The following is a 21,635-nucleotide window of genomic DNA, read 5'->3' as shown; positions in this document are numbered from 1 at the left end:
TAAAAACTATTAAAATCATCAGATTCCATACACTAACTATCAGAATGGTTTATTAGCAAGATTAATTATCATTCACAACAGCAAAGCAACAACCATTGCATCTAATTGTTTTAAAAGAAAAATAACAATAAAAATCATTACTAAAATAGACCACTCGACTTCCCATTCTATGCATGATCTAAATCAATATTTATATTGTCATCTTGGTTGATAGTTGATTTGCGTTACGAAAGAAGAGAATCGTATGTCCGTGTCATTGCAGCATCAGTTTTCTTTTTTGGTACAACGTAAACAATAATGATGATAGCCGTTATATAAAAATAAATAATCGATGATAAAACTCATTCTTGCTTACGCCATTGCCTCTATGGCATTGGTGGCAACGGGCGTGCTTCTTGGTACGGTTATTAATAATACTCTATCAACAATAAGCGTTGACTGTAACCACGAGTAATTCAGACTTCACTTATATTCCTAACGTTTCACTGGTAATAACGGAGGTGATTAAATAATCCTTCCGGTTTGTCTTGTGTGTTTATAAAAAAGAAAAAGGTTAATGATGAAAGCAAAAATGATGGTATTGGCCGTTCTCGTTGGTTCCGCTGCTCTGGCTGGTTGCAGTTCACCGGCGCAGCGGATGGCGGCATGTGAAGCACAGGGCGTATCTAAAGATACCTGCTATTTATCCGAACAGAATCGCCAGCAAAGTATTAATAATGCAGCGATGACGGCGGCCTACGCCAACGCGGCGAACGCGACTCGCAGTAAGGACGTTGAGCAACATGCGCAGGCCGCGCACGTCGCGGACCCTATGCGTGAAGCCACCCTCTCCTCCAACGTGCTGAAAGCCACCCTGTCAAACGGCTTCTTCTCGGCGACGGTAAACGGTAAGAAAGCGGTGGTTAAACGTATTAACGCCAATTTCTTTGAAATTCATGGTGCAGGATACGTTATTTCCGTCAGCATGAATGCCAACGGTATTGAAAGCGCATCCTGGAATAAAACCCATGGTCGCGATAACGGTATGTTGACCGTCTCGCAGAAATAATATCGTAGGCCGGATAAGCGAAGCGCCATCCGGCAGAACCCGCGTATATTGCCGGATGGCGCTTCGCTTATCCGGCCTACCATCACAGCGTCTGATTTTCGCGGAGTTCTTTTAGCAACAATGTGAAACAGGCTTCGATAAGGGGCGGTAGCGTCTGTGGGCCACGCATCAGCGCAACGGTGCGGGTTAACGCCGGTTGCTGAAGCTGCGCAACCCGCAGCGCCGCATCCTGTAAATGCGTGGTGTACAGCTGCGGGAGGAGCCCCACCGCCAACCGTGAGCGCACCAGCCCGTACAGGGTTTCAATATAGTCGACCTGATAGCGGGTATTGAGCGTCAGACGCTGGCTCTCAACTAATGCGCCCACCAGACGCTGAATGTTACCTTTAGAAAACACCGCGATATCGCGCCCAGCCAGCTGCTTCCACGGCAGATGTGTCTGGCCTGCCAGCGGGTCGTCTGCATGCAGCACGGCCACCAGCGGGTCTTCGCGCAGCGGAAAGATCTGGAGCTCCGCTGGCAACGAACTGTCGATAGCGCCAACGCCAAAATCAATCTGCCCGCTTTGCAAGTCACGCGCCAGCGCATCGTTGGTGCTATCAAGAAACTCCACTCGCAGACGCGGAAACGCCTGAGACAGTGCCTCAGGCAGCAGTGGAAACAGCAGCGAACTCACCGACGGCACCAGCCCGATACGCACCGTGCCGTCACCGCCCGCTTCAACAATTTGCTGCATATCGTGAAACGCCATCTGCGCGACGCTCAGCACGCGCTGGGCGTGAGGCAATATGGCCGCCCCAAGATCGGTGAGCGTGACCGACGAGGCGGTACGGTTAACCAGCTTACCGCCCAGCACCGTTTCAATCTGGCGCAGGGCGCTGCTCAGCGCCGGTTGGCTAATCGCCAGCCGGTTCGCGGTATCGGTAAAGTGACGCAGCTGCGCCAGCGTGACAAAATACTGCAACTGTTTAAGCGAGAGCGCAGGCAATCGCTGCCAGGGATCGGTCATGATGTGCTTCACTCGTGGCTATCACGCAGGATAAGCTGAAGTTATCAGGTGATAAATTTAATCATCTGGGCAACCGTTTGCTCTGCCCCTAAAGTAGCACGCATTATCCCTGTGCCGGAGTTGTTATGTCCAGCAATGCTGAAATCCGTCGCCGCGCCGTTCAGGCCGCACGAGGCGAGTCCCCGTTTGATCTTTTACTCACCGATGCCGCTATTGTTGATATGGCTACCGGCGAAGTGCGCGAAGCTGATGTCGGTATCGTTGGCGATATGATTGCCAGCGTGCACCCACGTGGCAGCCGCAGCGACGCGCTGGAACGTCACTCTCTGCCCGGCGTTTACCTCTCACCCGGCCTGATGGACACCCACGTTCACCTCGAAAGTTCGCATCTGCCGCCGGAACGCTACGCTGAAATCGTGCTGGCGCAGGGCACCACCGCCGTATTCTGGGACCCGCATGAGCTGGCAAACGTGCTGGGCGTGGCGGGCGTGCGCTACGCCGTAGAAGCCAGCCGCCATCTGCCCCTGCAGGTGATGGTTGCCGCTCCATCAAGCGTGCCGTCTACGCCAGGACTGGAGATGTCCGGGGCCGATTTTGCCGGTGCCGAAATGGAAACCATGCTTGGCTGGCCGGAAGTGCGCGGCGTGGCGGAAGTGATGGATATGCACGGCGTGCTGCACGGCAGTTGCCGGATGCAGGAAATCGTGCAGGCGGGGCTCAACAGCGGCAAGCTGATTGAAGGCCACGCTCGCGGGCTGAGCGGTAGCGCTCTGCAAGCGTATCTGGCCGCTGGCGTTACCTCCGACCATGAACTGACCTCGGCCGACGATGCGCTGGAAAAGCTGCGCGCCGGGCTAACGCTGGAGATTCGCGGCTCGCACCCTTACCTGCTGCCGGACATCGTCAAGGCGCTGAAATCCCTGCCGCATCTCTCTTCGCAAATTACCGTCTGCACCGACGATGTGCCGCCGGACATGCTGCTGGAAAAAGGCGGCATTATTGCCCTGCTGAACCTGCTGATTGAACATGGCCTCCCCGCGACCGATGCCCTGCGTTTCGCCACCCTGAACGCCGCTATTCGCCTGCAGCGTCAAGACCTTGGGCTGATTGCCGCCGGGCGTCGCGCTGACCTGGTGGTATTCGACTCGCTGGAAAAATTAGAAGCACGCGCGGTGTATGTTGCCGGACGGCAGATTGCGCGCGACGGTAAACTGCTGAACGCGCTCACCGCCGCCGTTGGGGTAACACCGCCGCGCAATACCCTGCAACTCGCCCCGCTTCAGGCCAGTAATTTTGCGCTCCGCGTCAACAATATTCAGCACGGTACCGCCCGCCTGCGCCATATCCGCGGCGCGCGCTTTACCCAATGGGGCGAAGTCGACGTCACGATTCTCCATGGGCAGGTTGAGATCCCCGCAGGCTTCAGCCTTATCTGGGTGAAGCACCGCCACGGCCGTCACGAAGCCACACCGCAAATTGCCCTGCTGGAAGGCTGGGGTGAGCTGCGCGGCGCGATTGCCACCAGCTACTCGCACGACTCTCACAACCTGGTGGTGCTGGGCCGCAACGCTGAAGATATGGCGCTGGCGGCAAATCAGCTTATCGCCTCCGGTGGCGGCATGGCGCTGGCGCAAAATGGCGGCATTCTGGCACACGTTGCCATGCCAATTGCCGGGATGCTCTCCGACAAACCGGCCGAGACGCTGGCCGCTGAGTTTCGTAACCTGCGCGACCTGAGCGCTAAGGTAGCCGACTGGGAGCCGCCGTATCGCGTCTTTAAAGCGATTGAAGGCACCTGTCTTGCCTGTAACGCCGGGCCACATTTAACCGATTTAGGGCTGACCGACGGCACCACGCGCCAGATAGTCGACCCAATACTGGACTGCCGGGAAACCCCGGAACACACAACACAACAATAATCATGGGAGCGCCACACAATGGCCGATAATACCCTTCAAACGCCAACCGCTGGAAGTTGGCTTGAGCGACGTTTTTCGTTGTCTTCCCGCGGCAGTTCGCTGCGCACCGAATGCCTTGCAGGGGTCACCGGTTTTCTCGCCGCCGCCTATCTACTGGTCGTTATCCCAGGGCTGCTGGCCGTCGGCGGTATGGATAAAGGCGCGGCGACAACCGGCACTATTTTGGTGTTCGTGGGCGGTACGCTGCTGATGGCGTTCTACGCTAACCTGCCATTTATCGTCGGCCCTGGCATCGGTGGTTCAGTGCTGGTGGGCGTTACGCTTGCGGGCAGCGAAGGTATAGGCTGGCAGATTGGTCTCGGCATCGCCTGCTGGTCGGGCATTCTCTTCTTTCTGCTGACCAAATTCGGCCTGCGCGAAGTGGTGACCCGCTCGGTGCCGCAGTCCATCAAGCTCGGGTTAACCGCATCTATCGGTCTGTTCGTGGCGATATTAGGTTTTCGTAACGCCGGGCTGGTGCTGGCCAACGCCAAAACCAACTCGCTGATGCTGGGCGACTTTATGGCGCCCGGCGCGCTGGTCGCACTGTGCGGTCTGTTCCTGGCGATAGCGCTACAGGCTCGCCGCATTCCCGGCGCTATTTTATGGGCGATTTTATTCGCTACCCTGGTCGGCATTCCCGCCGGTGTGACGCATCTGCCCACCCGCTTTATCGATATGCCGCACTCGCTGACGCCGGTGCTCGGTCACGTCGATATGCTGGGCGCGCTCAATATCGCCTTCCTGCCGTTCCTGTTCGTCTTTTTTGCCTCTGAGTTTTTCTCTACGATGGGCACCACGCTTGCCGTAGGCGGCGAAGCCGGGCTGCTGGATAAAGAAGGCAATATGCCGCACATCAATCGTCCGTTTATGGTCGATTCTATTGCCGCCGCTATCGGCCCGTGGCTCGGCATTCCGGCGGCCACCGCACTGATTGAATCCTCGGCGGCGGCGGAAGCCGGGGGTAAAACCGGCCTGACAGCGCTGGCAGCGGCGGTGATGTTCCTGCTGATGTTGCTGTTCACTCCGGTCGCGCTGATGATCCCGAAAGAAGCCACCGCGCCCGCGCTGATGCTGATTGGGCTGAATATGTTCAGCGGCCTGCGCAAGGTTGACCTCGGTAACTTCACCGACGGCCTACCGGTGCTGATGATGGTGATGATAACCCTGATTGCCAACAGCTTCGGTACCGGGATTGCCGGTGGTCTGCTGTTCTTTATCGTGATTAAGACCATCGCCGGAAAATGGCGTGAAATCCCGATTGGTCTGTGGGTGCTGGCGATTCCGTTGGTGTACTACTTCGCGACGCTGGTGAAGCACTAAGACCTCTGCCCATCAGGTGGACGCCTCCACCTGATGGACACTCTGAGCATGTTGAATTAATTGTAATTGTTTTCAAATCTTGATGACGCCCACCGCCAGCAGATAATATATTTCCGGTTTCCAAAGAGGCTGAAAATATTATGCCAGAATCATCAGACATTAAACTTAGACCCCTTGAACGCGAAGATTTGCGCTTTGTTCATCAACTCGATAATAACGCGAGCGTGATGCGCTATTGGTTTGAAGAACCCTATGAAGCCTTCGTTGAGCTGAGCGATCTTTACGATAAACATATCCACGATCAGAGCGAACGCCGTTTTGTCATTTCGTTTAATGGCAATAACGCAGGCCTGGTGGAGCTGGTTGAAATAAACCATATTCACCGCCGAGCCGAATTTCAGATTATCATCTCGCCGGAATATCAGGGCAAAGGCCTGGCGACACGCGCCGCTAAGCTGGCAATGGATTACGGCTTTACGGTACTGAATCTCTATAAGCTCTATCTCATCGTGGATAAAGAGAACGCCAAAGCGATTCATATTTATCGTAAGCTTGGCTTTATCCAGGAGGGCGAATTAATCCATGAGTTCTTCGTTAACGGTGAATACCGCAACACGATACGGATGTGTATTTTCCAGCACCAGTATTTAGAACATAACAAGTCAACGGGCGGGTTACTGAAACCGACGGCGCAATAGCGCCCTGCGTCGGTCCAGCCTGGCGTCAAGGCGGTTAACGCTGCTTTGTCGCACATTCCGCTTTCACCGCTTCATACAGCAACCGCACCGCGGCAGAGAGCTGCTTGCGGTGTGGGCAGATCATATTGAGCGGCACCAGATCGCCTTGATACTGCGGCAGCAGCACCTTGAGCCGCCCTTCGCGCAGGTCGTCGCAGGCATCCAGCATCGATTTAAACGCGACGCCCTCTCCCGCCACCGCCAGCCGACGGATCACTTCGGCATCATCGCTGGTAATACTGCCGCTGACCTGGACACTGTACTCTACGCCATCCTGGCTGAGCGGCCAGCGGTCAAACGCTCTGCCGCGCAGCACGTAAGTCAACGCATTGCATTTTTCGAGGTCGGCGAGCGTCTGCGGTTCACCGTGGCGCGCAATCCAGTCGGGGGAGGCCACCACCACGCGGCGGTTATCCGGCGCGACGGGGAGCGACACAAACGAGGCATCGTGGTTTTCGCCGTAGCGAAACGCCACGTCTACCGGGTCTTTGAAGACATCGGTGAGATGATCGGAAAACAGAATGCGCAGCCGCAGCGCCGGGTGACGCTCGCGGAAGCGACGAAACACGTTCAGCAGCAGGTTACGCCCAAGGTCTGACGGCACGGCGATTTGCAGCGTACCGCGCACCTCATCATCCGGCGTCTGGATTTTTTGTAGCCCATTTTGCAGTGCGTCCAGCATCTGTAAGGCATACGGCAGCCAGGCCTCGCCTTCTGCCGTCAGACGCAGGCTGCGCGTGGAGCGCGCAAACAGACGCACGTTTAACGCCGTCTCCAGCCGTTTAATCGCCGAACTGACCTGCGCCGGGGGAATGCCCGCTTCGCGCGCCGCATCGCTAAAGCTGTTCAACGCGGCGGCGCGCACAAACAGTGATAAGTCTTCCAGCCTGAACATAAGGGGTCCTTAGGGGCGAGCGCCAGAATTATCCTCAAATGCGAGGTTGTCGGGGTTTGCTTACACTTTTTAAGAAAGCAGCGCTTGCCATTGAGGGCGCGCATCAGGAATCATACGGAGCTGCAATTTTATATCCAGGATAATATGGGGATAGTATGCGTAAAACAAAAATGATGCTTCTGGGCGTACTGTTGGCAACGGCGGGCGCGGCGTGGGCTGCTCCGGCTACCGGTATTAAGCAGTATGAGCTGAAAGAGTTCACTGCTGACTTCACGCAATTCAAGCCTGGCGATAAAGCGCCAGCCATGTACCTGACGCCAGAGTACAACATCAAGCAGTGGCAGCTACGTAACCTGCCAGCGCCGGACGCGGGAACGCGCTGGACGTACATGGGCGGTAACTATGTACAGATTAGCGAGACCGACGGCACCATCAGCAAAATCTACGACGGCGAAATTTTCTATCACCGTTAATGAATAAAGGCCGGGCGCATCACTGATGCGCCCGGCCTCTTTTTACCTGTGTTACACCGCGCGGAACGCGATGTCGCCTGGAATCACTTCACCCTGCCAGTAGAGCTGTGCCGCAACGCGCCCCGCCAGTCGACGATAAATCTCGGTGAATTCACTCTCCGGACGAGCCACCACCGTCGGCGTGCCGTTATCCAGGTCTTCACGCAGATTGATGTGCAGCGGCATCTGGCCCAGCAGCTGAGTATGGTACTTCTCTGCCAGCTTCTCTGCGCCACCGGTGCCAAAAATTGGCTCGTGATGACCGCAGTTGCTGCAGATGTGCATGCTCATGTTCTCCACGATACCCAGCACCGGCACTTCCACTTTTTCGAACATCACGATGCCTTTTTTGGCATCGATCAGCGCGATGTCCTGCGGCGTGGTAACCACAACGGCCCCGGTCACCGGAATGTTTTGCGCCAGCGTCAGCTGGATATCACCGGTACCCGGCGGCATGTCCAGCACGAGGTAGTCGAGATCCGGCCACATGGTTTCCTGCAGCATCTGCATCAATGCCTTGCTGGCCATCGGACCACGCCACACCATGGCGTTGTCGTCAGTGACCAGATAGCCGATGGAGTTGGTTGCCAGGCCGTGCGCCATGATCGGCGCCATGTGGGTGCCGTCTGGCGAGGTTGGACGCTGGTTTTCCGCGCCCAGCATATTCGGGATGGACGGGCCGTAGATGTCGGCATCGAGGATGCCCACTTTCGCCCCTTCCGCGGCCAGCGCCAGCGCCAGGTTCACGGCGGTGGACGATTTACCCACCCCGCCTTTGCCGGAGCTGACGGCAATAATATTCTTCACGCCGGTCACGCCCGGCTGGTTTTTCACGCGTTTCAGCGTGGCGATGCTGTGCGACAGCTTCCAGTCGATAGCTTTCGCACCGGTCACCCGCAGCAGTTCAGCGCTGGTTTGCTCTTTTAATTCTTCAAAGGCGCTATGCCAGACAAACGGCATCTGCAGTTCGATGTGCACGGTGTCGTCAAGCCAGGCGACGTGGTGCAGCGCTTTTAGCGTCGTTAAGTTGTGCTTCAGGGTGGGGTGCTGGAAGTTTGCCAGCGTGCCGGCCACCATCGCACGTAGACGTTCAGGTGATTTGGCCTGGGATTCTGAGTTCATCCCGACTCCTTTGTTGTTTTAACATGCTTTCAGTACGCCTAAGTCTACCACAGGTACGCTCAAGCATGTATGGCACACCCTCTACCCTTTTGGTAATATCAAAACCCCTTTTTTCAAACAGAAGAAGTAATACCCACTATGACTCAAGTCGCGAAGAAAATTCTGGTAACGTGCGCACTGCCGTACGCCAACGGCTCCATCCACCTCGGCCATATGCTGGAGCACATCCAGGCTGATGTCTGGGTCCGTTACCAGCGAATGCGCGGCCACGAGGTTAACTTCATCTGCGCGGACGATGCCCACGGCACGCCAATCATGCTGAAAGCGCAGCAGTTGGGCATTACCCCAGAGCAGATGATTGCCGAAATGAGTCAGGAGCATCAGACTGACTTTGCGGGCTTTAACATCAGCTACGACAACTATCACTCGACACACAGCGACGAGAACCGCGAGCTGTCCGAGCTGATTTATGGTCGCCTGAAAGAGAACGGTTTTATTAAAAACCGCACCATCTCTCAGCTGTACGATCCGGAAAAAGGCATGTTCCTGCCGGACCGTTTCGTGAAAGGCACCTGCCCGAAATGTAAATCACCGGATCAGTACGGCGATAACTGCGAAGTGTGCGGCGCGACCTACAGCCCAACCGAGCTTATCGAGCCGAAATCCGTGGTATCTGGCGCGACCCCGGTGATGCGCGAGTCTGAGCACTTCTTCTTTGACCTCCCGTCCTTCAGCGAAATGCTGCAGGCGTGGACCCGCAGCGGCGCGCTGCAGGAGCAGGTCGCGAACAAAATGCAGGAATGGTTTGAATCCGGCCTGCAGCAGTGGGATATCTCCCGCGATGCGCCGTACTTCGGCTTTGAAATCCCGAACGCGCCGGGCAAATACTTCTACGTCTGGCTGGATGCGCCAATCGGCTACATGGGCTCCTTCAAGAACCTGTGCGACAAACGCGGCGACACCACCAGTTTCGATGAATACTGGAAGAAAGACTCTACCGCCGAGCTGTATCACTTTATCGGTAAAGATATCGTCTACTTCCACAGCCTGTTCTGGCCTGCGATGCTGGAAGGTAGCAACTTCCGCAAGCCGACCAACCTGTTCGTACACGGCTACGTGACGGTGAACGGCGCGAAGATGTCCAAATCTCGCGGCACCTTTATTAAAGCCAGCACCTGGCTCAAGCACTTCGATGCCGACAGCCTGCGTTACTACTACACCGCGAAGCTCTCTTCCCGTATCGACGATATCGACCTGAACCTGGAAGATTTCATCCAGCGCGTCAACGCCGACATCGTGAACAAAGTGGTGAACCTGGCTTCCCGTAACGCCGGCTTTATCGCTAAGCGTTTCGACGGCGTGCTGTCCGCTGAACTGGCTGACCCTGAGCTGTATAAAACCTTCACCGACGCTGCCGCCAGTATTGGCGAAGCGTGGGAAAGCCGTGAGTTCGGCAAAGCTATTCGTGAAATCATGGCGCTGGCCGACGTCGCTAACCGCTACGTTGACGAGCAGGCACCGTGGGTTGTGGCGAAACAGGAAGGCCGCGACGCCGACCTGCAGGCTATCTGCACCATGGGTCTGAACATGTTCCGCGTGCTGATGACCTGGCTGAAGCCGGTTCTGCCGGAGCTGGCTGCACGTACCGAAGCGTTCCTCAACACCGAGCTGAGCTGGGATGCTATCAACGCGCCGCTGGTGGGTCATAAGATCAACACCTTCAAGGCGCTGTATAACCGTATTGAAATGAAACAGGTGGAAGCGCTGGTGGAAGCCTCTAAAGAAGAAGTGAAAGCAGCCGCTGCTCCGGTTACCGGCCCGCTGGCGGATGACCCAATCCAGGAAACCATCACCTTTGACGATTTCGCCAAAATTGACCTGCGCGTGGCGCTGATTGAAAACGCCGAGTTCGTGGAAGGCTCTGACAAGCTGCTGCGCCTGACGCTGGATCTGGGTGGCGAGAAACGTAACGTCTTCTCCGGCATCCGTTCCGCCTACCCGGACCCGCAGCCGCTGATTGGCCGCCTGACCGTGATGGTGGCGAACCTGGCTCCGCGTAAAATGCGCTTCGGCATCTCGGAAGGGATGGTGATGGCGGCAGGCCCTGGCGGGAAAGATATCTTCCTGTTAAGCCCGGATGACGGTGCGAAACCAGGCCAGCAGGTGAAATAATCTGCATAAAAAAACGCTGCTTCGGCAGCGTTTTTTTATTGGTAGTTCGTGCATTCCCGGCGACAACATTTCGCGCATATGGGTAGCCCGGCCAAGCGCAGCGCCGCCGGGGAACAGCAGATAATTACTTCGCCGCGTGCTCGCGAATCGCCAGGCCGCGCAGGAAATAACGCAGGAACTGGTCGCCACATTCGCGGAAGTTTTTATGGTCAGGCGCACGCATCATGGCGGTGATTTCCGGCATAGAGACGCGGAACTGCTGCTGAGTCAGGATAGCCAGAATATCGTCGGTTTTCAGCGCAAACGCGATACGCAGCTTTTTCAGCATGATGTTGTTGTTGATACGACGTTCAACCGCCAGCGCCGGAGCAGACTCGTCGCGACCGCGCTTTTCGTAAATCAGGCCGTTCAGGAAGCACGACAGCATAATGTCCGGGCAACGCACGAAGCCTTCCTCATCCTCTTTGCGCAGCCACGGCGCCAGCTGTTCAACGCTGACTTCGGCTTCGCCCAGCGCGAAAACACGCACCAGATCGTTATTGTTCATTTTCAGGATGTAGCGGACGCTGCGTAAAATATCGTTACTGACCATAGTGCCTTCGACGGTGGTAATGAAAAAATGATGGCTGATTCTACACGAATTAAAGCCCCAACGCCTCTTTCAGCGTCTTCAAATAGCGTCGGCTGACCGGCACGGTCAGCCCGTTACGCAGCAGCAACTCCGCCTGGCCATTATCCTCCAGACGAATTTCCTTCAGGTGCGCCATGTTCACCAGATACTGGCGATGACAGCGAATCAGCGGCGTGCGGCTTTCCAACGTACGCAGCGTCAGCTCGGTAAAGCCCTCTTTGCCCTCTCCGCTGGTAACGTAAACACCGCTCATCCGGCTGCTGACAAAGGCCACGTCGTCCATCTGCAACAGATAGATTCGGCTGTGCCCGGTACAGGGAATAAATTTCAGCGCCTGCTGGTTTTCGCTCAGCACCGACATATCCTGCGCCGCCCGCTCCTGACGCAGGCGCATCAGCGTCTTTTCCAGCCTTTTTTCTTCGATCGGCTTGAGCAGATAGTCAAACGCGTGCTCCTCAAACGCTTTGACCGCGTACTCGTCGAAAGCGGTCAGAAAGACGATGTAGGGGCGATGCTCCGGGTCAAGCATGCCCACCATCTCAAGCCCGCTGATGCGCGGCATCTGGATATCCAGAAACAGCACATCCGGGCGCAGCTTATGCACCGCGCCAATGGCTTCCACCGCGTTAGCGCACTCGCCGACGATGTTCACATCCTCGTGCGTTTGCAGCAGAACGCGCAGGTTCTCCCGCGCCAGCGGCTCATCATCGACAATCAACACGTTAATCATGCACTTTCCTCCAGAGGTAACCGCAGAGTGACGCGGGTAAAACGGTCCGGTTCACAGGCGACGGCAATCCCGCATTCGTCGCCAAAACGCATCCGCAGACGCTTATCCACCAGGCTCATGCCCAGGCCGCTGGACTGGGCGCCAGGCTGATACAGCCCGGCGTTATCTTCAATATCCAGCACCAGATGCCGGTCCTGCTGGCTAGCGCGCAGCGTGATCTCGCCAACCTCCATCAACTGCGAAGTACCGTGCTTAATGGCGTTTTCGACAATCGGCTGGAGGGTAAACGCCGGAAGCTGCTGGTGCGCCAGCGCGTCCGGAATATCCAGATGCACCTGTAGCCGCGACTGAAAGCGCGCCTTCTCAATTTGCAGATAGGCGTTCACGTGCTCAATCTCGTCTGCCAGGGTCACAATCTCCGACGGGCGTTTGAGGTTTTTACGGAAAAAGGTCGACAGATACTGCACCAGTTGGCTCGCCTGTTCGCTGTCGCGGCGAATCACCGCTTTCAGGGTATTAAGCGCATTAAACAGGAAGTGTGGGTTTACCTGGGCGTGCAGCAGTTTAATCTCCGACTGGGTCAGCAGCGCCTTCTGCCGCTCGTACTGCCCGGCAAGGATCTGCGCCGACAGCAGTTGGGCAATCCCCTCGCCTAACGTACGGTTGATCGAACTGAACAGGCGGTTTTTAGCTTCGTACAGCTTGATGGTGCCAATCACCCGCTGGTTTTCACCGCGCAGCGGGATAACCAGCGTCGAGCCAAGCTTGCAGTTGGGGTGAATTGAGCAGCGGTACGGCACTTCGTTGCCGTCAGCGTAGACCACTTCGCCGCTCTCAATGGTTTTTTGCGTGTAGCGAGAGGAGATGGGCTTGCCGGGCAGATGGTGGTCTTCACCGATGCCGGTAAATGCCAGCAGCTTCTCGCGGTCGGTGATGGCGACCGCGCCGATATCCAGCTCCTGAATCAGGACCTGCGCCACCTTCATGCTGTTCTCTTCGTTAAAGCCCTGACGCAGAATACCTTCCGTCGACGCCGCCAGCTTCAGGGCGGTGGCGGAGAATGCCGAGGTGTACTTTTCAAACATCGCCCGCTTATCGAGCAGAATACGCATAAACAGCGCCGCACCCACGGTATTGGTCACCATCATCGGCGCTGCGATGCTCTGCACCAGATGCAGCGCGTCTTCAAACGGGCGGGCGATCAGCAGAATAATCAGCATCTGCACCAGTTCCGCCACCAGGGTGATGACCCCTGCCGTCCACGGGCTGAAGACTTTATCCGGGCGACCGCGACGAATCAGCAGGCTGTGCACCAGCCCGCCGAGCAGCCCCTCAACGATGGTTGAAATCATGCAGCTCAACGCGGTCATGCCGCCCATCGAATAACGGTGCAGACCGCCGGTCAGCCCGACCAGTCCTCCCACCACCGGGCCGCCCAGCAGCCCGCCCATCACCGCGCCAATCGCGCGCGTGTTGGCAATGGAGTCTTCAATATGCAGACCAAAATAGGTGCCGAGAATACAGAAAATAGAAAACGTGACGTAGCATAGCAGCTTGTGCGGCAGACGCACGGTGACCTGCATCAGCGGAATGAAGAGACGCGTCTTGCTCATTAACCAGGCAATAACCAGGAAAACACACATCTGCTGAAGCAGCAGCAACACCAGATTAAACTCGTACATACCACGTCACCACAACAGAAATAAAACTGCGTAACATACACATAGTCGGCATAACTTTCTTTGAAACCTGGCAATAAAAGTGCAAAAAATGCTACCGATCACATTTTATCCCTCTCATTCGGCGCGTGAGTGGATAAAAAACAACCAGAACAGGCCGAGGCAGCAATCCCCGTCTAAAGTTAAAGGGGATATCGCATGCCGGAGGAAAAGATGGCGCTTTACACGATTGGCGAAGTCGCACAGCTCTGTGATATTAACCCGGTAACGCTTCGCGCCTGGCAGCGGCGATATGCCCTCCTGAAGCCGCAGCGTACCGACGGCGGCCACCGCCTGTTTAATGATGACGATATCGATCGCATCCGCGAAATTCAGCGCTGGATAGAAAACGGCGTGCAGGTAAGCAAAGTCAAAGGCCTGCTCAGTGAGCAGCGGGACGGCTGGCACGAACAGCAAGAAAAAGTGCTGAACTATCTGCGTAGCGGTCACCTGCACCCGCTGCGCCTGTGGGTGAAAGAGCTGCGCCGCAGCTACAGCGCCCGCACGCTGGTCGACTGCCTGTTTAATCCGCTGCGCCAGCGTTTGCAAAGCGCGCAGTTTGCGTTACAAACGCTGTTGGGCCTGCTTGACGGGGTATTGATTAACGACATCGCGCTCAATTTAGCCTCCGGCCGCCGCAAGTCAGGGCCGCACGCACTGGTCATCGGCTGGAACGTCACCGACATGACGCGCCTGTGGCTTGAGGGATGGGTTGCCTGCGAGCAGGGCTGGCGCGTCGACGTGATGGCCCATTCACTCACCCACGTTCAGCCGGAGCTGTTCCCCGGTCAAACGCTGCTTGTCTGGTGCGGTGTGTCACCAAGTGCCGAGCAGCGACACCAGCTCACCTACTGGCAGGAAGAAGGGATCGCCTTCCCGCTCCCCGTAAATTAATCGTTCGTTAACAGACAAGCTTCGCGGTATAATCTTTTGGTTAACAAAAGGAGTACACCATGAAGTCAAGCAAACTCGCCGCAATCATCATTTTTGGGCTGATGGCTATCAGCGGTATTGGCGGTGTCATGCTCGCGGGATATTCGTTTATTGTGCGCGGCGGTGTCGGCTGAGCCGTAAACTCAGCCGCTCAAAGGCGCGGTCGACGATAATCGCCGCCAGCGCCACCAGAATGGCCCCCTGCACCACATAAGCCGTATTAAATCCGCTCAGGCCAATGATAATTGGCGTGCCAAGCGTATTTGCCCCGACCGTTGAGGCAATCGTCGCTGTGCCGATATTAACGATAACCGACGTCCGAATCCCCGCGACGATAACCGGTGCCGCTAACGGTAGCTCAACCTGACGCAACCGCTGCCAGCCTGACATCCCCATCCCTTGCGCCACGCTTAATGCGCTCTCAGAAACCGCCGCCAGCCCGGCTAACGTCCCCTGTAATACCGGCAGAATGCCGTACAGTATCAGCGCAATAATTGCCGGTTTTTCGCCAAACCCCATCACCGGAACGGCCATCGCCAGCACAGCGACCGGGGGAAAAGTTTGCCCCATCGCGGCTAACGTCTCGACCAATGGCCGAAACTCGCTGCCCGCCGGGCGCGTCACCAGTACACCGGCGCTGACGCCAATCACTATCGCCGTCAGGCTCGAAACGCCCACCAGCCAGCCATGCGCCAGCGTCAGCGAGAGAAACCCGGCCTGCTGATAGAGCGGACGAGGCTGTTCGGGAAACAGAACATGAAACAGCGGCTCGCTGTAAGGCATGCCGACGAGCAGACCGACAAACAGCGCCAGCAGCCACAGCAGCGGATCACGAAGCAGGCGCATCGCTCAACTCCTCGCGCAGCAGGTCGGCAAAATGCAGCGTACCGCAGACCCGCCCTGCGGCATCCGCCACCGGTAACACGGTGCGCCGCTGCGCCATAAAACCGGAAAGCGCATCGCGCAACGACGCGGCGGCGGTAATCGCCTCCCCTTCGGCGCGCTCACCATGGCGCATATAGTCCGCCACCTGACGCAGCGACAGCAGCCGCACGCCGAGTTCACTACGGCCGAAAAAGGTACGGACAAATTCGCTGCCCGGCTGGCTGAGCATTTGCAGCGGCGTGCCCTGCTGTACCACCTCGCCGCCGTCCATCAGAATCAGGTTATCCGCCAGGCGCAGTGCTTCGTCGATATCATGAGTCACCAGCACGATGGTTCGCCCCAGCAGCTGATGAATACGGCGCATCTCTTGTTGCAGCGCCCCGCGGGTAACCGGGTCCAGCGCGCCGAAGGGTTCATCCATCAGCAACACTTCCGGGTCGCCCGCCAGCGCCCGCGCCACGCCAACGCGCTGCTGCTGGCCGCCGGAGAGCTGATGCGGGAAACGCGCCCGCAGCGCCGGTTCCAGACCCAGTAACGCCATCAGCTCGTCAATTCGCGCATCCACCTTCGCCTGCGGCCATTTCAACAGCTGCGGCACGGTGGCGATGTTTTGTGCCACCGTCCAGTGTGGGAACAGGCCAATGGACTGAATGGCATAGCCCATGCGTCGACGCAGGGCGAGCAGCGGCTGCTCGCGAATATCCTGCCCGGCAAAACGGATGCTCCCGCTATCGGGCTCCACCAGCCGGTTAATCATTTTGAGCGTGGTTGATTTCCCCGAACCGGAGGTGCCAATCAGCACCGAAAACGCCCCTTCTTCCAGCCGCAGCGTGAGATTTTTCACCGCCGGATGCTGGCCGAACGATTTATTGACCGCGGAAAACTCAATCATCGGTCTCTCCTTTCAGTAAGGTGCCCACCAGGCTAAACAGCGCATCCGCAATGACCGCCAGTGCGATCACCGGGATCACGCCAAGCAGCACCAGATCCAGCGCGCTGCTGAGCAGCCCCTGGAATACCAGCGCGCCAAAGCCGCCCGCGCCTATCAGCGCCGCGACTACCGCCATGCCGACCGTTTGTACCGTCACCACCCGCAGGCTGCGCAGCAGCACCGGCAGCGCCAGCGGTAGCTGCACGCGCAAAAACGTTTGAGCGCGGCTCATCCCCATCGCCGCCGCGCTTTCCAGCACCTGGGTGGAAACCTGCTGCATCCCCGCCACCACGCCACGAACGATAGGCAGCAGCGCGTAGAGCACCAGCGCAATCAGCGCCGGAGCCAGCCCGGTTCCCGCCACGCCGAAATTCGCCAGCCACGGGAAACGCTGCACCAGCCCGGCAAGTGGCGCAATCAGCAGGCCAAACAGCGCCACCGAGGGGATGGTCTGAATAATATTGAGGACGGTAAACACGCTCGACTGCCGCCCGGGCCGCCGCCAGCACCACATGCCAATAGGCACCCCGATCAGCAGCGACGGTACCAGCGTGCCCCACAGCAGCAGCAAATGCTGGCTGAGCGCGTCGTTAAAGGTCTCTTGCCGATTGGCGTACTCCTTCATCAACGACAGACCATCCAGCGCCCCGCTCCACAGCAGCCAGCAGGGGAGCAACCAAAGTTGAACGTTCAGCAGCCAGCGCCATAATGCCCGCGAAGTCAGACGACGGATGGCCTCGCTGCATATCAGCAGCATCAGCAGTAAGCCTAGCCATAGCCCGCTTCCCGGCGAGGTGCGCGCCAGTGGGCTACTGTTCTGCGCCAACTGCTGCGCGGCCTCGCCGCTCGTCCACAGCACAAGCGCAAAGCTGGCTTCGGCAAGCAGCAGAATCAACAGGCTCGGCAGCCGACCAGGCAGCCAGCAAAGCAGTAAAAACAGCGCGGGAATGAGCAGCAGAATAAGCGGAGGAAAGGCCCAGATTTGCCATAACCAAAGGCCTTCGCCCGAGACCAGACGGTTCGGGGCGAAATTGACGAACGGCAGCGCGGCGGCGGCCAGCATAAGCACCGCCAGCAGCGCCACCACGCGATGAGTACAACGAGGCATGCGATTAACCGATTACTTCGCCCACCCTTTTTGCTTCAGGTATTCCGCCGCCACGGTTTTGGCGTCCAGCCCTTCGACCGCAATCTTCGCGTTCAGCGTTTGCAGGGTCTTTTCATCAAGGCTCGCGAACACCGGCTTCAACCAGTCGTCCAACTGCGGATAGGCTTTCAGCACCGCTTCACGCACGACCGGGGTCGGCGCGTAAATCGGCTGCACGCCTTTCGGGTCGCTCAGCGTCTGTAGCCCCAGCGCCGCTACCGGGCCGTCAGTGCCATAGGCCATCGCCGCGTTCACGCCGGAGGTTTGCTGCGCCGCCGCTTTAATGGTGACGGCGGTATCACCGCCCGCCAGCGACAGCAGTTGGTCCTGATTGAGCTTAAAGTCATAGGCTTTTTCAAATGCCGGCAGCGCATCCGGGCGTTCGATAAATTCAGCAGAGGCCGCCAGCTTAAACGTGCCGCCTTTTTTCAGATAGCCGCTCAGGTCGGTAAGCGAAGTGAGTTTGTTTTGTTCCGCCAGATCTTTGCGCACCGCAAGGGTCCAGGTGTTATTCGCCGGTGCGGGGGTCAGCCAGATCAGATGATTTTTCTCAGCATCGAGCTTTTTCACCTTCTCGTAGCCCGCCGCCGCATTTTTCCATGCCGAGTCGGTTTCATCTTTGAAGAAGAACGCGCCGTTGCCGGTGTACTCCGGGTAGATATCCAGCGCGCCGGAGGTTATCGCCCCGCGCACGACGGGCGTCGTACCGAGCTGAACCTTATTCACCGTTTTGACGCCGTGGCTTTCCAGCACCTGCAGGATAATGTTGCCGAGCAGCGCCCCTTCCGTATCAATTTTTGACCCGACTTTAACCGGTTCAGCCGCCTGCAACGGCAGCGCAACCGCCGCCGCCAGTACCAGTGATGCCGTCCATCCACTTGAAATCGTCATACGCTTTCCTCTTATTTTTGCGCGAGATAAAACAGGCGCTTAAGCAAAAAGCGTAGACGAAATTTCAGCAATCACCCCTTTTTGGGGAGAGTTAACGGAATTGTCAGCAAACTGGCGGCGAAGTACAGCAGCGCAATCACCCACAGCGTTCCCTCGACGCCCAGCGGATTTACGCACAGCGTCACGATAAACGGCCCGACAAAGTTACTCAGACCCGAGCCGAGATTCAGACAAGAGATCGCCGCGCCTTTATTTTCCGGCAGCAGCGAAGGGATCAACGCGCTCAGCGGCCCGAACGCGCCCAGGCCAATGGCATAAATCGCCAGCGCGATTACCATCGCCACGCTGCTATGACCAAACAGTACTGGTGCATAGCACACCGCCAGCGCCGACGCGCCGCACAGCGTACCGGCAAACCAGACCACGGTATTACGCCAGCCGATGGTATCGCCCAGCCAGCCGAAGAAGTAGTTGGCGAAGATATTCACCACGTTCACCAGGCCCCAGATGGTCAGCCACTCTTCAATGCTGAAGCCAAAGCGCGGCAGGTAAACCGGCATCAGGATAACCAGCGAAAATTTGCCGATGTCGTTGATGGTTTTGACCACTACCGCCAGGCGCATTTTCGGTTCGCGTACCAGCACGATTATCCCTTCCGCCAGCGCCTGCGCTACCGCGCCGTCCTGCTGCCACTGCGGTTTGTCGCGATTGAGAATGAGCGCGCAGCCGCAGCCCGCCAGCACGAAAATAAAGCCTGAGAGCAAGGTGGTGGTTTCACCCAGACGTGGGATCATAAAGCCGGAGAACCACGGCCCGACGATGGTCATGCCGACGCCGAAGGCAATCCAGAACCAGGAGACGGCGCGGCCAAGAATTCGGCTTTCGCAGCGCTGGTTGATCCACACCAGAAACGAGTAGGCAAACAGCGGGTAGGCCATGCCGCGCACCGCGTAGCTCACCATCATCAGCGGATAGTTGCCCTCCGGCAGCGCGACGAAAATAAACGGTACCGAGCCGATAAAATAGAGCAGCGTCGCCAGCCACATCAGGCGACGAATGCCGAGTACGCCCGCGCCAATCCCGGAGAACCACGAGATGGCCGCCACGCACAGGCCAAAGACCGATGACAGCAGGCTGATATGTACCGCATCAAGCCCGCGCTGTTGCAGCAGCGAGGCCAGCCAGCTCTGTTCGATAGTTGCCCCGGTAATAAACAGGAAGACGCCGACGAATCCCCACGCCAGCTCGCGCGGCAGGCCGAGGCGCGCCCAGATACCCTGTTGAATATATAAACTTTGTTCGGTCATTTCTGTTATCCAAAAAAATCCCGGGGTCGCTGCGCTCGCCCGGGCTACAGGTGTTGGTTTGTAGCCCGGCCAAGCGAAGCGCCGCCGGGATTGGCACCTATGCGTTTTTCAACTGCGCTAACTGATGCTGTTTGGCTTTCAGCAGGCTGCGGTTAACGTGGCCGACGGTGTTATCCCCCCAGCAGTGGTCGTACGGCATCCCGGTCAGGCTTTCGATAACCTCTTTGGTTTCTGCCGTGACGGTCGCTTTGCTGCCACCTTGTTTCAGGCGCGCCACTTCGTCGTTCAGTACCGCATGGGTGCGGCTGTTCACTTTGAATTGGAAGGCAGACCAGATGCCCCACAGGGTCAGCAGAACCGGCAGAATAATCATGATGGCGAGGATCATGTTGATAGCCGACTGCGGTTGGCTGGAGTGGCCGGTGATAAAGCCGGACATTTGCAGCGCCACGCCAACGAGGAAGATAGAGAACGCCTGTGAGGCTTTACGCAGCAGGCTCATAAAGCCCGCGAAGATCCCCTCACGACGGTTACAGGTCAGAATCTCATCCACATCCGCCACGAAGGTGTAGTTATTCCATGGAATGGAATAGATGCCGCCACGCGCCAGACCAGCAACGCCCGCCGCCAGATAGAGCATCGCCATACTGGTCGAGCCGTAGAGATAGGTCACCGCGAACAGGGCAAACGCCACCAGCGCCATCAGCGCCTGAGTCGCAAACGCGCGAGACGGCGAGTAACGCAGGGTCAGCCAGGTGGCGACACCGACGCCGAAGAACTGCAACCCATTGATGACGCTCAGCAGGTTACTGGCTACGACGGAAGAGGTCGCCAGCGCAAAGACCACGAAATAGGTAAAGACGGAGTTGAAGATATCCTGTGCCACTGAACCGCCCAGGTACATCCCCAGGTGCGAACGGAAGGTTTTGATTTTCAGGGTGGAGATAAAATCATAATAGATATCAAACAGGCGCTTGCTCAGCGGCAGCTTCTCTTCGGTCTCAACGCTGCGCTCGCTCTGCTCAATCTCTTCCAGCGAACGTTCCCAGGTACCGAAGTACACGAAGAACAGCACCACCATAAAGGCAACGGTGAAAATCGCCCCGGCGTAGAAGAAGGAAATAGCGGAATCGGATCCAAAGTAGGCCAGCAGGCGACCCGGCAGGAACGCGGCGGTGAAGCCCGCGAACTGGGCGATGTACATACGGGCGCTGGTCAGCTTAGAGCGTTTGGTAAAGTCATTGGTCATCTCGGCCGACAGCGTGTCGTACGGGATCAAGATCATCGAGTAGACGATTTCAAACAGGATATAGACCAGCAGGTACATCCAATAGTTGAAGCCCTGTACCCACAGCAGGCTGTAGACCGCCACCAGTGGAATACTCAGCAGCAGGAAGAAACGGCGACGGCCAAAGCGGCGACCGAGGCGCGTTTTGTGGAAGTTATCGGAGATGTAGCCCATGCACGGACACATGATCACATCGACAATACGCGCCACGGCGAACAGCGACCCCGCTTCAATCGGCGTCAGGCCGCAGAAGGTGGTCAGGAAGAACAGCAGCCAGGCGCTTACCAGAGTAAAAGCACCGGAACCGATAACATCGGCCAGGCCGTAACAGATATAGTTGTGGAGTTTTATCTCCCGCACTTTTTTTATCATTTTCCATCCCCTTGAACATAACGGGA

Annotated in this window: 19 protein-coding genes and 1 pseudogene; 8 read left to right on the top strand and 12 right to left on the bottom strand. The window is 57.3% G+C overall.

What is annotated here, in order from left to right:
- Nucleotides 1-559: 559 nt before the first annotated feature.
- Nucleotides 560-1,048 carry a hypothetical protein gene (locus ACH1XZ_RS02000; protein ID WP_395594680.1) on the top strand — a complete coding sequence of 163 codons (489 nt, stop codon included), beginning with the start codon at nt 560-562 and terminating at the stop codon, nt 1,046-1,048.
- A gap of 82 nt (nt 1,049-1,130) precedes the next feature.
- Here ACH1XZ_RS02000 and ACH1XZ_RS01995 read toward each other — a convergent pair whose 3' ends face one another.
- Nucleotides 1,131-2,057, bottom strand: a complete 927-nt coding sequence (locus ACH1XZ_RS01995) for a LysR family transcriptional regulator (protein ID WP_395594124.1) — start codon at nt 2,055-2,057, stop codon at nt 1,131-1,133.
- A 125-nt stretch (nt 2,058-2,182) separates the two neighbouring features.
- Between ACH1XZ_RS01995 and ACH1XZ_RS01990 the strand changes: the two are divergent.
- The 3 genes and pseudogenes from ACH1XZ_RS01990 to speG all read left to right on the top strand — a co-directional run.
- A pseudogene (locus ACH1XZ_RS01990) lies at nt 2,183-3,977 on the top strand (adenine deaminase); the annotation flags it as partial.
- Between the two features lie 17 nt (nt 3,978-3,994).
- Entirely contained in the window at nt 3,995-5,338 is a 1,344-nt protein-coding gene (locus ACH1XZ_RS01985) for an NCS2 family permease (protein ID WP_395594123.1), read from the top strand.
- A gap of 140 nt (nt 5,339-5,478) precedes the next feature.
- On the top strand, nt 5,479-6,036 hold the full coding sequence (gene speG / locus ACH1XZ_RS01980; protein WP_395594122.1) for a spermidine N1-acetyltransferase: 558 nt from the start codon (nt 5,479-5,481) through the stop codon (nt 6,034-6,036).
- Between the two features lie 34 nt (nt 6,037-6,070).
- Here the strand turns inward: speG and ACH1XZ_RS01975 are convergent, their stop codons facing one another.
- Complete coding sequence (locus ACH1XZ_RS01975) at nt 6,071-6,970, bottom strand: LysR family transcriptional regulator (protein ID WP_395594121.1); 900 nt, start codon at nt 6,968-6,970, stop codon at nt 6,071-6,073.
- A gap of 155 nt (nt 6,971-7,125) precedes the next feature.
- Between ACH1XZ_RS01975 and ACH1XZ_RS01970 the strand changes: the two genes are divergently transcribed.
- Nucleotides 7,126-7,443, top strand: a complete 318-nt coding sequence (locus ACH1XZ_RS01970; protein WP_395594120.1) for an RcnB family protein — start codon at nt 7,126-7,128, stop codon at nt 7,441-7,443.
- Between the two features lie 51 nt (nt 7,444-7,494).
- Here the strand turns inward: ACH1XZ_RS01970 and apbC are convergent, their stop codons facing one another.
- On the bottom strand, nt 7,495-8,604 hold the full coding sequence (gene apbC / locus ACH1XZ_RS01965; RefSeq protein WP_035894896.1) for an iron-sulfur cluster carrier protein ApbC: 1,110 nt from the start codon (nt 8,602-8,604) through the stop codon (nt 7,495-7,497).
- A gap of 138 nt (nt 8,605-8,742) precedes the next feature.
- On the opposite strand from apbC, the gene metG reads away from it, so the two are divergent.
- Nucleotides 8,743-10,776: a methionine--tRNA ligase gene (gene metG / locus ACH1XZ_RS01960; RefSeq protein ID WP_395594119.1), complete on the top strand. Its 2,034-nt coding sequence runs from the start codon at nt 8,743-8,745 to the stop codon at nt 10,774-10,776.
- Between the two features lie 124 nt (nt 10,777-10,900).
- On the opposite strand, the gene ACH1XZ_RS01955 is transcribed toward metG, so the two are convergent.
- The 3 genes from ACH1XZ_RS01955 to ACH1XZ_RS01945 are packed head-to-tail and all read right to left on the bottom strand — an operon-like array spanning nt 10,901 to nt 13,819.
- Nucleotides 10,901-11,368 carry a YehS family protein gene (locus tag ACH1XZ_RS01955; RefSeq protein ID WP_035894898.1) on the bottom strand — a complete coding sequence of 156 codons (468 nt, stop codon included), beginning with the start codon at nt 11,366-11,368 and terminating at the stop codon, nt 10,901-10,903.
- A gap of 49 nt (nt 11,369-11,417) precedes the next feature.
- A complete protein-coding gene (gene btsR, locus ACH1XZ_RS01950) occupies nt 11,418-12,137 on the bottom strand; it encodes a two-component system response regulator BtsR (RefSeq protein ID WP_395594118.1) in 720 nt (239 codons plus the stop codon).
- Nucleotides 12,134-13,819: a LytS/YhcK type 5TM receptor domain-containing protein gene (locus tag ACH1XZ_RS01945; protein WP_395594117.1), complete on the bottom strand. Its 1,686-nt coding sequence runs from the start codon at nt 13,817-13,819 to the stop codon at nt 12,134-12,136. Before ACH1XZ_RS01945 ends, btsR begins: the two co-directional genes overlap by 4 nt.
- 210 nt (nt 13,820-14,029) lie before the next feature.
- Here ACH1XZ_RS01945 and ACH1XZ_RS01940 point away from each other — a divergent pair, with 210 nt between their 5' ends.
- Nucleotides 14,030-14,749: a MerR family transcriptional regulator gene (locus tag ACH1XZ_RS01940; protein ID WP_395594116.1), complete on the top strand. Its 720-nt coding sequence runs from the start codon at nt 14,030-14,032 to the stop codon at nt 14,747-14,749.
- Nucleotides 14,750-14,808: 59 nt separating this feature from the next.
- On the top strand, nt 14,809-14,922 hold the full coding sequence (locus ACH1XZ_RS01935) for a protein YohO (RefSeq protein WP_115073879.1): 114 nt from the start codon (nt 14,809-14,811) through the stop codon (nt 14,920-14,922).
- On the opposite strand, the gene ACH1XZ_RS01930 is transcribed toward ACH1XZ_RS01935, so the two are convergent.
- The 6 genes from ACH1XZ_RS01930 to ACH1XZ_RS01905 form a co-directional block, all read right to left on the bottom strand.
- Entirely contained in the window at nt 14,897-15,634 is a 738-nt protein-coding gene (locus ACH1XZ_RS01930) for an ABC transporter permease (RefSeq protein WP_395594115.1), read from the bottom strand. The two genes, ACH1XZ_RS01935 and ACH1XZ_RS01930, sit on opposite strands and share 26 nt — an antisense overlap.
- On the bottom strand, nt 15,618-16,565 hold the full coding sequence (locus tag ACH1XZ_RS01925; RefSeq protein ID WP_395594114.1) for an ABC transporter ATP-binding protein: 948 nt from the start codon (nt 16,563-16,565) through the stop codon (nt 15,618-15,620). Before ACH1XZ_RS01925 ends, ACH1XZ_RS01930 begins: the two co-directional genes overlap by 17 nt.
- Entirely contained in the window at nt 16,558-17,712 is a 1,155-nt protein-coding gene (locus ACH1XZ_RS01920) for an ABC transporter permease (protein ID WP_395594113.1), read from the bottom strand. The genes ACH1XZ_RS01925 and ACH1XZ_RS01920 overlap by 8 nt, the downstream gene beginning before the upstream one ends.
- A 12-nt stretch (nt 17,713-17,724) precedes the next feature.
- Nucleotides 17,725-18,642, bottom strand: a complete 918-nt coding sequence (gene osmF / locus ACH1XZ_RS01915) for a glycine betaine ABC transporter substrate-binding protein OsmF (protein WP_395594112.1) — start codon at nt 18,640-18,642, stop codon at nt 17,725-17,727.
- Between the two features lie 71 nt (nt 18,643-18,713).
- Complete coding sequence (locus ACH1XZ_RS01910; protein WP_395594111.1) at nt 18,714-19,949, bottom strand: MFS transporter; 1,236 nt, start codon at nt 19,947-19,949, stop codon at nt 18,714-18,716.
- Nucleotides 19,950-20,046: 97 nt separating this feature from the next.
- Entirely contained in the window at nt 20,047-21,609 is a 1,563-nt protein-coding gene (locus tag ACH1XZ_RS01905) for an MFS transporter (protein ID WP_395594110.1), read from the bottom strand.
- Between the last annotated feature and the right edge of the window lie 26 nt (nt 21,610-21,635).

Source organism: Kluyvera chengduensis, assembly GCF_044197065.1.
Taxonomy (GTDB): Bacteria; Pseudomonadota; Gammaproteobacteria; order Enterobacterales; family Enterobacteriaceae; genus Kluyvera; species Kluyvera ascorbata_C.
Note: the sequence above shows the minus strand (reverse complement) of the source record. Positions and strands in the feature narration are given on the sequence as shown.

Bases quoted from the DNA above. Each gene is read 5' to 3' on its own strand.
- ACH1XZ_RS02000 (WP_395594680.1), top strand. From the start codon at position 560: ATGAAAGCAAAAATGATGGTATTGGCCGTTCTCGTTGGTTCCGCTGCT.
- ACH1XZ_RS01995 (WP_395594124.1), bottom strand. From the start codon at position 2,057: ATGACCGATCCCTGGCAGCGATTGCCTGCGCTCTCGCTTAAACAGTTG.
- ACH1XZ_RS01985 (WP_395594123.1), top strand. From the start codon at position 3,995: ATGGCCGATAATACCCTTCAAACGCCAACCGCTGGAAGTTGGCTTGAG.
- speG (WP_395594122.1), top strand. From the start codon at position 5,479: ATGCCAGAATCATCAGACATTAAACTTAGACCCCTTGAACGCGAAGAT.
- ACH1XZ_RS01975 (WP_395594121.1), bottom strand. From the start codon at position 6,970: ATGTTCAGGCTGGAAGACTTATCACTGTTTGTGCGCGCCGCCGCGTTG.
- ACH1XZ_RS01970 (WP_395594120.1), top strand. From the start codon at position 7,126: ATGCGTAAAACAAAAATGATGCTTCTGGGCGTACTGTTGGCAACGGCG.
- apbC (WP_035894896.1), bottom strand. From the start codon at position 8,604: ATGAACTCAGAATCCCAGGCCAAATCACCTGAACGTCTACGTGCGATG.
- metG (WP_395594119.1), top strand. From the start codon at position 8,743: ATGACTCAAGTCGCGAAGAAAATTCTGGTAACGTGCGCACTGCCGTAC.
- ACH1XZ_RS01955 (WP_035894898.1), bottom strand. From the start codon at position 11,368: ATGGTCAGTAACGATATTTTACGCAGCGTCCGCTACATCCTGAAAATG.
- btsR (WP_395594118.1), bottom strand. From the start codon at position 12,137: ATGATTAACGTGTTGATTGTCGATGATGAGCCGCTGGCGCGGGAGAAC.
- ACH1XZ_RS01945 (WP_395594117.1), bottom strand. From the start codon at position 13,819: ATGTACGAGTTTAATCTGGTGTTGCTGCTGCTTCAGCAGATGTGTGTT.
- ACH1XZ_RS01940 (WP_395594116.1), top strand. From the start codon at position 14,030: ATGGCGCTTTACACGATTGGCGAAGTCGCACAGCTCTGTGATATTAAC.
- ACH1XZ_RS01935 (WP_115073879.1), top strand. From the start codon at position 14,809: ATGAAGTCAAGCAAACTCGCCGCAATCATCATTTTTGGGCTGATGGCT.
- ACH1XZ_RS01930 (WP_395594115.1), bottom strand. From the start codon at position 15,634: ATGCGCCTGCTTCGTGATCCGCTGCTGTGGCTGCTGGCGCTGTTTGTC.
- ACH1XZ_RS01925 (WP_395594114.1), bottom strand. From the start codon at position 16,565: ATGATTGAGTTTTCCGCGGTCAATAAATCGTTCGGCCAGCATCCGGCG.
- ACH1XZ_RS01920 (WP_395594113.1), bottom strand. From the start codon at position 17,712: ATGCCTCGTTGTACTCATCGCGTGGTGGCGCTGCTGGCGGTGCTTATG.
- osmF (WP_395594112.1), bottom strand. From the start codon at position 18,642: ATGACGATTTCAAGTGGATGGACGGCATCACTGGTACTGGCGGCGGCG.
- ACH1XZ_RS01910 (WP_395594111.1), bottom strand. From the start codon at position 19,949: ATGACCGAACAAAGTTTATATATTCAACAGGGTATCTGGGCGCGCCTC.
- ACH1XZ_RS01905 (WP_395594110.1), bottom strand. From the start codon at position 21,609: ATGATAAAAAAAGTGCGGGAGATAAAACTCCACAACTATATCTGTTAC.